Origin of the sequence: Bacillus infantis, from assembly GCF_050107595.1 — a bacterium.
Lineage (GTDB): Bacteria > Bacillota > Bacilli > Bacillales > Cytobacillaceae > Bacillus_AB > Bacillus_AB infantis_C.
In genome coordinates, this window is sequence record NZ_JBNILH010000003.1 from 39,165 (window position 1) to 54,799 (window position 15,635).

Here is a 15,635-nt window from a genome sequence, read left to right on the forward strand (position 1 = left end):
TTGTGCGAGGACCCCAACGACTAGTAAGTCGTTTTTTTTGAATAAAAATTAAAAGACAGAGAGCAAAGCTCTCTGTCTTCCAAAATCCAAACACTCCTTAAGAAAAATTAAGGCAGAGCAGGAGTTAGTACTTGAGTGTTACCTGACGCGTCTTTAGCATTAGAAACAGTGATAACATCACCAGAAGTAAATGTAGATGCATCAGAACCAAGAGTAACTGTTAATACTGTTTTACCATCATTCCAGTTGAATACTGGTGAAGTACCAAGTGTTTTGCCAGTAGGGGCAGATACAGTTACAGCACTTGGATTAGCAATTGCTTCGTTGAAAGTAACAGTCAACTTAGCATTTTCAGCAGGTGTAGCTTTTGATCCATTAGCTAAAGTAGCAGTAGCTGCTTGAGTTACTACAGTAGTAGCATCAGCTGATGCAACTGTTGCTCTTACCTTAGTAGTAGAAGACCAGTTATTCACTGCAGCGACTACATCATCAAAATCAGCTGTAATAGCGCCTGCACCATCATCTGAAAGATCAACATTGATTACATACTTACCAGAAACCTGGTCTAAAGATGCAGTAGTTGATGTATTACCATTATTATTGTCAAGTAGTTTAACTTGAATACCGTTATACTCAGAACCATATTCAGTTGCAGTAAAGACTAAATCTTTACCAGAATCCGTTACTGTGTCAGTTGCGTATGCATTTGTTGTCACAGCTGGTACTTCTGCAGTATATGCTACAGTTGCTGTAGGAGCAGTAGTATCTGCTGGGTTATTAGTAGTTATATCAAAGTATGGAGTTGTACCTGGTACATAAGTAACGACGTCTCCAACACTCAATGCTGCTTCAAAGTCAACAATTGTCTTAGAAGCCCCACCAATGTATAGGTTACCACTTCCATAAGAAACAGTGTGGTTCTTACCACTGATTGCTAATGTTACAGTGTTTGCATCTTTGTCAACGCCAACTACATTAGCACCAGCATAAGTTTTGCCATCAATTAGTTCAGATGTGCTCAAGAAAGTTCCAGTTACAGAAGTAGGGTTAGTAGTAGGAAGAACCACTCCCGCTCTAGATCCAGTAGCTGTTACATAAGCAGAAGATGCTGATTCTGCTTTAACTTGAATTGACGCTTCAGTAGCGTTCGCAGCAATTGTTTTTGTTACTGGACGGCTTTGTCCTGGAGCTAGATTGATTGTGTTATCTACAACTAATGCTCCTGCGCCAGCAGTTACATTAAATGTTACTTCTGTTTGAGAAGAAGCTCTACGAGTCTTACCGTTTTGGTCAACTAACTCATAAACGAATTCAATGTAGTCACTGTTGTTAGCAAGTACTGGTTTAGCTGCTTTACCATCTGAACCTAATGCTACTAGCTGGGCTGTGTAAGTCACTTCGTCAACAAAATAAGTGATTTCAGCAGTTGCTTGCAGATCATTAGTATCTAGTTCATTTGCAGTTTTACCGTTGTCAATAAATACAACAGGTGTCACATAATCATTTGCTCTAGTGCTAGCGACTGTAAATGTAGCTTGCCCGTCTTTTCCTACAGTCACTTCATAGTAGATTTTTCCGTTTCTTTCTGTACCTGTTACAGCTGTACCGTTTGAATCTAACAAAGTAAATGTTCCATTAATTCCAGTCTTGTCGATTGCAACTTTAACTTTTGTGCCGGCTGCAACTGCTTTGCCATCCTTATCTACATAAGTTAGCTTGTAGTCACGTCCACCAGTCTCTGTACCGTTCAGGTATGTTGCTGCATTCTTATTACCAACAGCTTCTAGAGTTAAACCAAGCTGGTGCTTAAGTTCAAACTTAACAGTTGAACCTTCAGCTTGTAGTGCTGTTGCTGAATATTCAGCTTTATAATCAGTTACGCTAGAACCAGTACCAGTATAAGTACCTTCAAACACAACTGGTGTTACAGAAGCATCAGAACCTGACAATACTAAGTTAGCTTTTCCTTTTGAATCCAGCTTAACAGCAGTTACTGCTTTACCGCCAGTTGTAGTTTCATATGGGTATAAAGCTGATGCATTCGTAACATCGCCATCAGAATCAAGTACATGAGTAGTAACCCCTTGAGGAGTAACAGTTTTAGTCAACTTGTCAGGAGTAACATCTAAGTTTTCTTTGAAAGTTACAAATACATACTTACCTGCATTTTTAGTAGAGTTGATCTCGTAAACTTTGTTAGTGCCGTTTACTAGTGTTGAACCTTCAGTCACATCTTTAACAGTCAATTGAGCAGCATTAGCCCAGTAGACTTTACCAGTTGAGTGTACAGAAGATTTGCTAGTAGCGTAAGCAGTTACTGTGTCAGTAGAACCGTAGTAACGAGTGTAAGAGTAAGTTGCTACACCGTTCTCGTCAGTAAGAGCTTCAACTTCGATTTTTTCGTTGTTAGAGCTGCTGTTAACGATGTTGAAAGTAACAGGGATACCAGCTTTAGACTGTCCGTCAGCAACAGTTACCTGAGCTTTAAGAGTGACTTCGTTACCGATAACTCCTTGAGTAGAAGCTGTAGTCATCTTAACAGCTGAAGGAACTACTGCAGAAACGCCAGTGAATTTGCCAGCAGTTTCGCCTTTGATTTTAAGAGTATATTCTTTACCTTCTTGTGCAGAAGTTGTAAGAACAACTGTAGTGTTGTCAGTTTGCTTAACAGCAGCGTTAGAAACTGTAAGTCCATCGATAGTGAAGTCAGAAGCTTCTACGTCTTTAACTTCGCCAGCCATTTTAACTTCAACAGTTGTAGCGTTAATCGCCTTAACGCTTACTACGTCAGCGTTTTCGTTGATTTTGCCTGTAAGGACCATTGCACGGTATAGGAATGTAGCGAATTGTGCACGGCTTACAGTTTCTTTTGGACGGAAGTTGTTGTCAGAAACAACAGATACTCCGTTTTGAACAAGGATCTTAACGTTAGCTTGGTGAGAAGCGTGAGCTTTGCTTAGGTCAGCAACGTTTACAGCTTCACCAGTGTCTTTAAGATCGAACGCGCGAACTAGGACAGAAGCCATTTGCTCACGAGTAAGGTTGTCGCCAGCGCCGAAGTTGCCGTTGGCATATCCGCCGAATACGCCGTTAGCTTCTACAGCTGCTGCGTATTGAGCGAAGTAAGAAGTAGATTTAAGGTCTTTGAAAACGTTCAGGTTTTCAGGAACTTCAAGACCTAGAGCGTTTGTGAAAAGTACTGCAGCTTGACCGCGGTTAAGCAGTTGGCTTGGCTTGAAAGAGCCATCAGAGTAACCGTTGATAATTCCTTTGTCTGCCAATGCAGTGATTTCGTTGTAAGCCCAGTGACCTGTTGGTACGTCTGGGAAGCTAGCTGAAGCAGCTGCAGCGCCGGCAGGAGCTGCTAGTGCAGAAGCAACAACTGCTGCACTTACTGAACCAGCTAAGAATTTGCGATAAGACTTTGGTTGGTAAGCCATCTTAGATATTTCCTCCTTTAGTATGTTCAATAGGAATATAGTAACTAAGATTAAGAGACTAACGGATTCTTCTTCTATGTATAAAAACCCATCCCTTAAACCTAGTTATTAACAAATACAAGTTTTATTATAGAATCGCCATATTGAAAAGTCAACATGTAAAGGGTTAATTTATACCATATCTTCCTATTTTTTTGCATACAGGAAGATTTTAACCACAAAATGTGTTCTTTTCTTCTATTATTCTACAATATTTCCCAGAAGTTGCAAATGTTTTCCTGACATTTTTGTATTAATTTTGATAACTTTGTAAAATTGCCTTTTTGGCACCACAAAGACCAATATATGCTCACCTGGGAGAAAGTATGCCATTCATTTGCAATTGTTACCAAACTGTAATACTATCGGCCCTCCCACTATGTTAGACTTCCCATTGTAGGAAAAAGTTTCAAATTTTTTAAAATATTTTAATAGAAGGTGATATAAAAATGAAGAAAGCTTTGCCGGCCATCCTTGGCCTGCTGTTCATCTGGGCCCTGGGGTCCACTTCTGCCGGGGCGGAAAGCAGTTCAAACTATGATCACCTGCTTTCAGCAGCCAAAAAATACATAGGGGTTCCGTACCAATTCGGCGGCACATCCGCTAGCGGCTTTGACTGCTCCGGATATACAAGACATATAATGAAAGAAATAGGTGTCTCGATCCCGAGGACTACCGATGCTCAGTACAGCACAGGCAAGCCGGCTGGAAAAGACAATCTGCGGATAGGCGATCTCGTTTTCTTTGAAACATATAAAAAAGGCCCGTCACATGTGGGCATATATATAGGAGAAGATCAATTCATACATAGCTCCACCTCAAAAGGCGTCATCATCTCAAGCCTTAATGATCCATATTATTATGCTCCCCGGTATCTGGGAGCAAGACGGGTTCTTTCATATGAGTTGCCAGTTGGAAGATACCACGATGTCGCTAAAGATTTCTGGGCTTCTGAATCCATAACTGAACTTAGTAAAGATACTTTGTTCCTCGGCTATGAGAAAAGCTACTTTAAGCCGGATGAAGAAATGACACGCGCCCAGGCTGCCTCCCTGCTCGCACAGCAGCTTGACTTAAATATCAGCAGCATGAAAAAGATATATGCCGATGTAAAAACAGACTACTGGGCTAGCGGTGCTATCCTGGCAGCTCAAAAAAAGAAGCTTATTAAGGCAGCTGGGAAAGAATTTTATCCCGAGGAAGCCATTACTCGAGGGGATGCCGCTATTGCCTTGGCAGAAGCATTCGGTTTGAAGAGTAAAGGCAAAGCTGCTGAATTCAGCGACGTAGATGCCAAGCACCCTGCCCATAAGGCAATCTCCGCATTGGCAGCCAACGGCATCAGCGGCGGCTATAAAGATGGCACCTTCCGTCCTGAAGAAAAAGTCAACCGCGCCCAATTCGCCGTCCTGCTCGACCGATCAATTAATGTAAAATAACCAAAGAAAGCCGTGCCTCCCAGGAGACACGGCTTTTAGTTTGCAGCAGAGGAGAAAAAATTTCTACCTTACTTCTACCTTTATTTAATTCACGGAGGACGTTCATAAATTCTACCTTATTAAATGAGAGATTATTTATACTGGGTAGATTTAAGAATGCCCCAAAAATTATGGAACCCTGCTGATTGGAGTGGAAGGCACGAAGACTCCTGCGGGATTGCAGCGGCAAAGCTGAGACCCCGCAGGAGGTACGACGAGGAGGCTCAGCGCCGCCCCGCGGAAAGCGAAGTGCCTGGAACGCAAATCAGCAGACTGCATTCAAAGAAGATAACAAAGTCAGTAAGCCAAGCAGTTTGTACTTATTTAACAAAACCAAAAGCCGTGCCTCTCAAGAAGCACGGCTTTCTTTCTATTCCCGATCCAAAATCCTCTTAAGGAAAATCGCAAACTGGGACCGTTTAACAGACTCGCTTGCACGGTATGGATCGGCAATCGTGATTTTATTATAAGCAAGTGTATTGATATCCTTATAGTTCCAGAAATCCTCATCAATATCACTGAACTTGGCATTGGAGAGCGGCTTGTCCATTACATTGCTGTAGGCGCGGACAAGGATGGACGCCATCTGGGCCCTGGTGAGTTCCCCTTTGCCGTTGAGCACTCCGCCCTGGCCGAAGATTCCGTTCGCCTCGGCGATAACCATCGCTTCATAGCCAAGGTCCCCTGGCTTCATGTCGGTTGCCTTCGTTTTGTAGCCGGCCGGGAGCGTCAGCCCCAATTCCTTGATCAGGATGGCAGCTGCCTGGCGGCGGAGAAGCGGATCATTGACGCCGAAGCGCCCATCCGGATAGCCGTTCAGGATATTGTTCATCTGCAGGTAGGCTACCGCTTCGCGGGTTTCCTGGTCCTTTACATCACTGAAATTAGTGATGTTCCCTTTGTGGATCAAGGTTGATGCAATGAAGCCCTGGACATTGCTGCCCTTTACTTCATAATAGACAAAATGGTTATTGGCGTTGGCCGATTCGTACGGACCTGACACAATTGTGAGCGGTGAGAAATGCGGCACTGAAGCTGCACGCCCGCCGTCCACAGCGTCTCTCAGATTGGAAGTGGACTGCATATGATTCCATGTATACACCTTATCCCCTTTTTCGAACAGATGGGATGTTTCTGTGTCCATGCCGCTCCACTGATAAGAAAGCTTGCCCGAAGGGAAGCTCATGATTTCAGGACGGGCCGGGTCTTTGTATTCTACATCGAATTCGGGAATGGCAGTCAAATCTACCAGACTATTATCCTCAATGATTTGAAAAATCTTTTCCTGGTAAGGAGTCTTTCCTTGCGTGTTGTCCGGGTCATTCCTCATCGAAAGTCCGTTGTACGCCATGATGGCAAAATACCAGTTTTCGATGATGTTTGGATCATGGTTATTGATGCGCGGGATGAAGGTGTAGTTCCACTTTTCCTTCAGGATTTTTGCTCCCGCTTCTATATTGTATGCTGTATCGGTGATCAGTCTGTTCCTGTCATAGCCTTTGGCAGCCGCTTCTTCAGCTGAAAGCGTGACCTGCATCATGCCGATGCCGCCATCATCTGTAATAAGAGGGGTTCCGTCCTTTTGGAACTGGTTCATGCCGGATTCATTATAGGCGATTGCCTTCAGTACCTCGGCAGGAATATTATATTTTTTCGCAGCAGCTGTTAGAAGCTCTTTCTTCTTCACGATCGACAGCTCTTCATTCACTTCTATAGCCGGCGTCTGCTCTTCCTCTGCAGCAGGCGGGGCAGTTTTGCTGGCTGCAACATTCTGGTAAGAAACCGTTAGGGTCTTTGAGCCCTTATTGAAGCCCTGCTCTTCATGCTGCAGCAGACGGAAGTGTGCTCCCTGTACCTGGTTAGTCAGGATCCATGCACTTTGGGAATCATATTGCCCAGCTGTATACCAGTTGTCCATGCCGGCCTGTCCGCCAAGTCTGCCAAGGGCTACCGGCGCATATCTCTCATTCAGCGCCTGGCCTGACAGATAGGCTTCCCCGCTGGTGCGGCTGTCTGTTGCAAACTGGAGATCCCATGTATTTGAACCGTTTTTGCGATAGTCTGTCAAACTTAGGGCAAGCGGCTGGTTCGGAGCATAGCGGCTGCCCAGCATTCTGTTCCAATAGCTTTGCAGATTTGAAAGGTCAAATGGAGTCGGAAGCTCCCCATTATATTGTGCCTCAGTGCTCACTGCCGTTTCACTGCCCATCAGCTGCACATAATCCTCTGCCAGCACCTCAGGCAGATACCAGTCATAGGCGCCCTCATCATCTGTGTGCACCTTCGGGTAATTGTCCAGCTCCCTTGCTTTGGCATAGTCTGATTCCAGCCAGTTCTCAGGCAGGACATCTTCTTTCTCGACCAGCATATAGAAAGTTACATGATGGCCATATTCATGAGAAAGCGTCCGGGCCATCGAGGCAACCGATGTATTTTTGTCCCCGCCATAAAGATGGATGATCCTGCCCGGTGACAGCTGCCCATCCTTGCCGGAAAATTGATATTTGGCAAAATACTGTCCTGCGACCTGCTTTCCGGCAGGATAATCAGGATAGATGAGGATCTTCCCCAGCTTGGAAAGCTCCTCGCCATGCTTGTTCTTCAGGAGCTCTTCGTCCAGCTTTGCCAGCTTGGCGGCATCCTTCCATGCCGGGCTGTAGCTGTCATAGGTGACTCCGCTCTTCCCTTTATACGTGCCCAGCACCTTCAGGTCAGTTTCCTGGCCGTCGATTTGGTACTGCAGACGCTTCGTCTTTGTCTCGTCTGTTACATGTGCCTGTGCTTCATGGGCGGAAGTCCCGCCGGCAATCCCGGCCAGAAGCAAGAGCATCAGCATCTTTTTCATTCCTGCACCCCTTTTTCTGTTATTCTATTTCTATATTAACATTATTTACTATTATTTTTACTTAAATAAATCCATGTTAATTATTTCCTCACTCCTAGGCAGCAGGTATATATAATAGAAGAAACCCGATCCGTTATGATCGGGTTTCCTTTTATTATGGATGTGTCACAGTCAGCTCGTAAGGCTTGTCGCTGCTTTGGTTAGCAGCATCCTTGACCTCGATATAATATTTGCCTTTTTCAAGCTTAATTGTATCCAGCTCACTGTCTCCATATCCGTAATAGTTAAGCTCTTTAACCAGTGTGCCTTTATTGTTGTAGATGGTAAGCACCCCATCCAGCTGGGACGGCACATCAAGCTTAAACTGGTAGCTTCCCGCCTTGGCAGCTTCGAAGCTGTAATGATCTTTATCCCCGAAAGGCACCCCGATGTTCAGGTAGCCTTTGGCAGAGGAAGTTTTCCCTTTCTGCTTCAGCATGATCGGCTTGGAAGGGATATTATTTTTGACGACTGAACCGGCATCTTCATCTTTTACCTTGCTTGAAGAAGTCAATTCAATATCGTAAGAAGTGAAGCTTAACCCAGTGCCTTGTAGATCGATGACATTAATGAAATAGTTCAGGCCTTCCTTTGCTTTAAAGGTGGCCGTCAGCGGCAAGTCTCCGATCCAGACGGAGTTCATCAGTTCGTCATAGCGCAGGTAGGCAATGACCTTTGTCTGCTCAGCGGCATCAAGTTCTTTGTTATTGTTTGTGTCTTCATAAATTTCCACTAGCGGGACGATCTGCTGTGTGAAATCACCTGGCAGGCGGAGCTGATCGTTCAGACTCATCTCGTTCGGCGTGATTGTCACATTGACGAACTGATCTCTGCCCAGGTTTTTGAAGTAGAAATAATCCATATCATTCATGCTGGCCAGGTTGCCGGATGCTTTTGATCCGATAGCCAGGTTTTTGGCTTCACTTGGCTTGTCATTCGGCTCGTTTTCATCGGCTGGCGCATCCATGACCTTTTTCAGCTTAAGCTTGTATTGGTCCATGGTCATGCGGTCATTGTTGAGCATGACGTAATATTGCTTTTCCGGCTTCAGCGAAGCAGTCAGGTCCGCTGCCTCGATCGTGCCGTCCATCGCGTATCCATAATAGGAGCCTGCAACCGGGATCAAGTCATTTGCTTCGGCATCGTATTCGAACAGCTCGATGTTTGGCATCAGTGTATCGGTCATATTGGTGCTCAGCTCATATACAGCATTTGCATCTGTCGTAAAGCTGAACCAATCCTGGTCCCCATACATCTGGAAGTAGCCAGTTTCACTGCCTCCTGCTTCAAGTGGCCTGGCTGCTGATGTAATCATTTCCACTTCTTCTTTAGTAAAGTAGCTGAATCCGCCGAGGAGCATGATTAAGTCATCAATGACATCCTGTTTTTCTGCCTTGTATTCTTCCAGCGTGATTTCTTCTTCCATCAGCATATCCTCAATAGGCATCATTTCCGGATACATATCCTCATCCTCCGGCAGTGCTTTCACCTCTGCTGTCAGCGTGTAAGGAACCAGAGAGTTTGTGTTCTGGGATTCAAGGCTGTAGTCGCCCATCATCATGAAGTAGAAAGGATCAAAGAAGGCATCCGCGCCTGAAGATACCTCTACAACATACTCCATCTCAGGAATAGCTTCGAAAACCAGGGTCTCTCCCTTGCCCGGGCCATTCATATTGGCCATTTCAATCGGATATGGCTCATACATGGATGCTTCTGAAGCCGGGATTCCCTCAGGGAGTTCCATCATCAGATCATCCTTCAGATATACATTCAGACTTACATCTACACCTGGAAGCCCGGACAGCTTTGCTTCAATCATCGTCGGTTCATCGACCTTGAAGCTGTAGTAGTCCTTGTCCCCATCTTCTGATGAGAAAAGATAGCCCTGGTGCTTGGCAGGGAATGCGCCCAGCTCAATCATGCTTTCCTTGCTCGATTCATCCTCAGGGACTTCCTGCTGGAACATCCTCAGCGTGTAGGCGGAATCGCCTGATCTGCTGTAGCTGTCATTGGCATCAGAAACAGAGACAACCAGGGTTCCGTCTTCTTCAGGCATATAGACATATCCTTCCGCGTCCCCTGCCCTTGATTGATTCAGCTCTACCGGCTTCCCGGCCTTCTTGCCGTCCTGTCCATAGAAGAGAACCTCTGCTTTATAGTCATATTTATCTGCTCCATCCAGGATGATCTGGACAGGAATGCCTGCTGTCACAGGAACTTTATAGGCATCCTGCTGCATAGGCGCTGAAATTTTTCCGGAAGCCTTCACTTCGCCATTTTCAAAGCTGAACTCTTTCGCCTGTTCTGCCAGCTGATCGGCTGTCAGTTTCTCAGCCTTCGGAAGCTTCGAAATATCATAGCTTAAAGCGGCAACAGGATCGACAAGGCCATTGGCAAACTTCAGGTCATAGCCAGGCTGGCCAAGGTTCTTTGCTGTTGTTTCGATCAGCGCTTCCACCTGGTATGGCTTCAGATCCGGATATTTGGACAATATCAGGGAAGCGACGCCCGCCACTACAGGCGATGCCATTGAAGTTCCATCCATTTCTGTGAAAGAAGACTGGCTGCGGGTCGGATAGTATGTAGAGCTGTAGACAGCTTCACCCGGTGCCACAACATCCACCGATGGTCCAAAATTTGAATAGGATGAAAGCTGATTCCTGCTGTTGGTTGACCCTACAGAAATGACGCCTTCATAGGATGCAGGCATCGAGTATTGATCTGTTGATTCATTTCCTGCAGCAGCAACAACCGTAACGCCCGCTTCAATTGCCTTTGCGACGGCCTCCTCCATGATCTTGGATTCACCGTAGCCTCCCAGGCTCATATTGATGACCTTCGCGCCTTGGTCGACTGCATAAAGAATGGCCTCCGCAATCACATAGTCTGATCCAGAATTATAGCCGTCAAACACATTGATCGGCAGGATCTTTGCATTTGGATTGATTCCGTATCCGCCGATGCCATTCCCTTTTTCAGCAGCAATGATCCCGGATACATGGGTTCCATGTACCTCCTTGGAGCCAGGGCTTGCCGGATTGGCAATATTGTATGGAGGCAGCACCTGATTCTTCAGCTCAGGATGGTCCGTATCGACCCATGTATCAATGACAGCTACAGTGATTTCTTTATTGCCCGCAAGCTTCTGGGCTTTTTCAATCCCCAGCTGGTTCAGATGATACATATCCTTCGCTTTTGGATCCTTCGCTGCAGCAAAGCTGTTAATGACCGCACTTCGCGAAACATTCAGAACTTTTTTGGTGGATCTGTACTTCTCCATCACTGACTGCAGCTTGGAGCCTTTTTTTAGTTTCACCACATCATAGCCAAGAGAAGGATATGATTTAACAAGGGTTGTCCCTGCCTGACGGTGGTCTGCTTCTGAAAGTTTCTTAGAATACTTGATAACAAGGGTATCCTTGCTGTAAATCTCTTTCTGCTGCTTCAATTTTTCCAGCATTGAGGACGGCTTTTTATCTGTATTATAGACAGTCCCGTAGCCTGCGCTTGCCGGCATAGCAAATGATGGCACCATCAGCGCCGCTGCCAGTCCGACAGATAGAGCTTTCTTTTTCGCATTCTTCAACTCACTTTTCCCCCTTAAACTAGTTTGATCCTTGTCCACTATCTCCTTTCTAGTATTTTCCTCTTAATATACGAATGGAAAATAGAAGAAGTTTCAACTTTACGTAAAAAAGTGTAAATAGTGGATTTGCTGTAAATATATTCTATTTCACCTTCTACCATAACCCAGCTTCCGATCTTTGAAAAGGGCTAAGTTAGGACTTTTCTTCTACAAATTTCTCAAATAACTTCCAATCATCCTGTTTCCCCTTACAGATTTGTATTTTTTTGTATAAGGGTGAAAGATTCAGGCAGGAATGATATACTAGTAGTTGATATTTGCTGGAATTACAGGAATTCTAAGTGTTTTATTATGCATAGATTGCAAGACATTAAGGGGAGAAAATCATGCTTGCCTATATAAAAAAAGTAATCGGCGATGATCAGCAGCGCCGTTTGAAGAAATATATCAAAATGACTGAAAAAATAAATGGGCTGGAAGCGGATTTTGCTAAGCTTTCAGATGCCGAACTCCGCCAAAAGACGGAGTTTTTTAGGGAACAGCTGGATAATGGCAAAACGGTTGATGATATCAGGCTGGAGGCTTTTGCTGCCATCAGGGAAGCGTCAAAGCGTGTCCTTGATATGAGGCATTTTGATGTCCAGCTTATCGGCGGGCTTGTACTCAGCGAAGGGAATATTTCTGAAATGCCGACCGGTGAAGGGAAAACGCTTGTCGCTTCCCTTCCGAGCTATTTGTACGGATTAACAGGGAAAGGCGTCCATGTGATCACGGTGAATGACTACCTTGCGAAACGCGATCGTGAGCAGATTGGAAAAATCCATGAATTCATGGGCCTTACGGTCGGCCTCAACATTTCCGGCCTGTCACTCCCGGAAAAACAGCAGGCCTATGCGGCTGACATTACTTATGGTGTCGGCACAGAGTTCGGCTTCGACCATCTTCGCGACAAAATGGTCTATGATGCGAAACAGCGCGTACAGCGCCCTTATCATTTCGCGATCATCGATGAGGTAGACAGCATCCTGATTGACGAGGCAAAGACACCGCTTATCATTGCGGGCAAAACGACAGTCAGCAAGGATCTGCATTCTTTATGCGCCAGGATTGTAAAATCTTTTGTAGAAGATAAAGATTATCTATTTGACCGTGAAACAAAATCGACCAATCTGACGGATGATGGCATCACAAAGATTGAGCGCGGCTTCGGCATCGATAATATGTATGACCTGGAGCACCAGACACTCTACCATTATGTCATCCAGGCTCTCAGGGCACGCGTCATGTTCCAGCGGGATGTCGATTATATCGTAAAAGACGGCAAAATCATGCTTGTCGATATGTTCACCGGAAGGATCATGGAAGGCCGGACGATGAGCAATGGGCTCCATCAGGCACTTGAAGCTAAAGAAGGCGTCGAGGTGACAGAGGAGAATAAAACACAGGCGTCCATCACGATCCAGAACTATTTCCGCCTCTATCCGAAGCTGTCCGGCATGACAGGGACGGCCAAGACAGAAGAAACAGAATTCCGCGAGCTGTACGGAATGGACGTTGTCCAGATCCCGACGAACCGCCCGATTGCCCGTGCTGACCATGAGGACAGGGTATTCATGACGATTAATGATAAATACAGCGCCGTGACAGAGGAAGTCAAAAAGATCCATCCTGCCGGACAGCCGATCCTGATCGGGACAACGTCCATCATTCAGTCCGAGGAAGTGGCGAAGCGCCTGGAAGAAGCCGGCCTTCCTTTCGAGCTCCTTAACGCAAAAACGGTCGAGCAGGAAATCCGCCTGATTTCTGAGGCCGGCCAGAAGGGCCATATCACCATCGCCACCAATATGGCAGGCCGCGGCACAGACATCAAGCTTGGCGAAGGCGTCCATGAACTGGGCGGATTATACGTCATCGGCACAGAGCGCCATGAAAGCCGCCGGATCGACAATCAGCTGAAAGGCCGCTCCGGACGCCAGGGCGACCCGGGATTGTCCCGGTTCTTCATCTCCCTCGAGGATGAAATGATTACGCGCTTTGCTTCCGAGGACCTTGAAAAGATGGACGGGAAACTCACTCCTGATGCAAATGGCGAGATCACCAGCAAGAAGATTCACGCCTTTGTCGATCGGGTTCAGCGCATCTGTGAACACAGCAATTATTCTGTCCGGGAGTACAATCTGAAGCTTGATAATGTCATCAACGAACAGCGAGGCGTTGTGTATGAGCTCCGCGACCGTCTCCTTCTGGCTGAAGATGCCGTTGCCATTGTCAAGCCGATGATCAAGGATTACACCGATTACGTCGTAAAAAGCTACTGCAATGAGGAAATCCTCCCTGAAGACTGGAAGGTATCCGAAATGGCAGATGAGCTGAACAATATCCTGCCAAGGCCGATGATCTCCTTCGGTGAAATCAATGACCTGAGTGCAGTAGAAGACACAATTGCAGCTGCACTTGAAGAATATGATGCTCAGGTGGAAGAGCTGAGGTCAGGCGAAGCCTTCCAGTTCACTTTGAAAACATTGGCAATGAATGCACTTGACCAACGGTGGATCCTTCACCTCGAAGCCATGGAACGCCTGAAGGAAGGCATCGGCCTCCGGAATTACAGCCAGGAAGATCCTATGCGCCAATATGCGCGTGAGGGGCTTGAGCTGTTTGAAATGATGTACCATAAGCTCGAAAAATCAGCATGCTATCACCTTGCTGCATTAGTGGCCGCTGAAAGCATGAAACAAGAACAAGTTGGGGGTAATATGTAATGGCATTCCCATTTCCATTCTTCAGAAGAAATAAAAATAAAAACTTCAAGTCACAGGAAAGCGTCGTATCCTCCCAGGAGCTGACTGGTGTCGGCGCCGCACCGGAGGAAGGGGCAGAAGTCGAGACAAAGCTGTCCATCCATCCGGACTGGAGCGGGATTTCCGATGAAGAAAGATATGTATACCAATTCGCGAACAATGAGCTGGCTCCGCTTAAACCGAACCAGCTTTCCCTGTCTGGCATTGACCATATGATTGATCCTGATACAGGTGCGCTTTTAGTGACTGCCTTCCTGCGCAACAGCCTTTCCAAAGCCTTCAGCCTGAAGGAAACCGCACTGCTTGTGCTGAATGAAAAAGGCGACAGAGTGGCGAAGAAGAAATTTGACCTGGCTGAAATCGGCCAGCTTGAGCCAAAAACAAGCATGCCCTGGCAGTTTATATTCGACTACAACGATGTGAACCATGACCTGCTCCCGCTTGCAGAGAAAGACTGGAGAATTGCTTTTGAAATCAAGCCGAAGCATAAGCTGGATCTTCATGAAAGCTGGGAGGAAAAGCTTCCGGAATCAGAGAAAGCAAAGCTGCGTGAGCTCGTCGACAGCAAGATTCCTGCCCCGAAGGAAGGCGAAGTCAACTTCATGGGACTACAGGCCAATCTGAACAGCGACAAGCTTTCTGTCACCCTTCTGCTCCGCAACGGCTCTGACAAAAACGTCACTTTCCAGCAGCTTCCGCTCATTGTGGAGGATGCGGCAGGCGATGTCGTCGCCACCGGCGGATTCAAACTCGAGGACTTTGAAGTCAAGGCCCACACAACCAAGCCTTGGACATTCATCTTCCCAAAAGAAATGATCCAAAAAGAACAGCCTGACATGAGCAAGTGGAAGGCCTATGCGAAGCAGTAAGCAATAGAGAAGCCGACTTGAGTGCAGGCAGTTTTGATAGAATTCTGCGAATCTCATAATAAAAGCACCCAGCCAATTTTGGCTGGGTGCTTTAGTTCGTAGACAACAAGAGTTGGAACTGAGGTTAGCACAAAAGATTATAAAACACTGTTGATCGGAGTGCAAGGCACGCAGACTCCTCATAAAATGCATGCGCATTTTCTTCGTGCGATGAAAATTCGAAGAAGAAGATTCAACGTCCTGCGGGAGATAGCGAAAATATTGAGACCCCGCAGCGCGCAGCGTGAGGAGGCCCAACCTCGTCCCGCGGAAAGCGAAGTGCCTGGAACGCAGATCAACTTCCCCATATATAAGCAAAACTGCGGACAGATTGAATCTTCATTGAGCAGGTCTGCAGTCCAAGAGCACCCAAGATTTAGTTTGTAAACAATAAGGTTAAAGCTGCGACTAGCAACATCAATTATTAAACCAGTTGATCGGAGTGTAAGGCACGCAGACTCCTGCGGGATTGCAGCGAAAATGTTGAGACCCCGCAGCG

The 15,635-nt window shown here is 46.2% G+C and carries 6 protein-coding genes; 3 read left to right on the forward strand and 3 right to left on the reverse strand.

What is annotated here, in order from left to right:
- Nucleotides 1-107 precede the first annotated feature (107 nt).
- Nucleotides 108-3,440 carry an S-layer homology domain-containing protein gene (locus tag ACQCVH_RS06715; RefSeq protein ID WP_426834992.1) on the reverse strand — a complete coding sequence of 1,111 codons (3,333 nt, stop codon included), beginning with the start codon at nucleotides 3,438-3,440 and terminating at the stop codon, nucleotides 108-110.
- A gap of 488 nt (nucleotides 3,441-3,928) precedes the next feature.
- Here ACQCVH_RS06715 and ACQCVH_RS06720 point away from each other — a divergent pair, with 488 nt between their 5' ends.
- Entirely contained in the window at nucleotides 3,929-4,918 is a 990-nt protein-coding gene (locus ACQCVH_RS06720) for a C40 family peptidase (protein WP_426834993.1), read from the forward strand.
- Nucleotides 4,919-5,327: 409 nt separating this feature from the next.
- Here the strand turns inward: ACQCVH_RS06720 and ACQCVH_RS06725 are convergent, their stop codons facing one another.
- A complete protein-coding gene (locus tag ACQCVH_RS06725; RefSeq protein ID WP_426834994.1) occupies nucleotides 5,328-7,802 on the reverse strand; it encodes a transglycosylase SLT domain-containing protein in 2,475 nt (824 codons plus the stop codon).
- Nucleotides 7,803-7,956: 154 nt separating this feature from the next.
- Nucleotides 7,957-11,427 carry a S8 family peptidase gene (locus ACQCVH_RS06730; RefSeq protein ID WP_426834995.1) on the reverse strand — a complete coding sequence of 1,157 codons (3,471 nt, stop codon included), beginning with the start codon at nucleotides 11,425-11,427 and terminating at the stop codon, nucleotides 7,957-7,959.
- A gap of 386 nt (nucleotides 11,428-11,813) precedes the next feature.
- On the opposite strand from ACQCVH_RS06730, the gene secA2 reads away from it, so the two are divergent.
- Together secA2 and ACQCVH_RS06740 are read left to right on the forward strand one after the other, a co-directional pair.
- A complete protein-coding gene (gene secA2, locus ACQCVH_RS06735; protein ID WP_426834996.1) occupies nucleotides 11,814-14,189 on the forward strand; it encodes an accessory Sec system translocase SecA2 in 2,376 nt (791 codons plus the stop codon).
- Complete coding sequence (locus tag ACQCVH_RS06740) at nucleotides 14,189-15,097, forward strand: accessory Sec system S-layer assembly protein (RefSeq protein ID WP_426834997.1); 909 nt, start codon at nucleotides 14,189-14,191, stop codon at nucleotides 15,095-15,097. Before secA2 ends, ACQCVH_RS06740 begins: the two co-directional genes overlap by 1 nt.
- Nucleotides 15,098-15,635 lie beyond the last annotated feature (538 nt).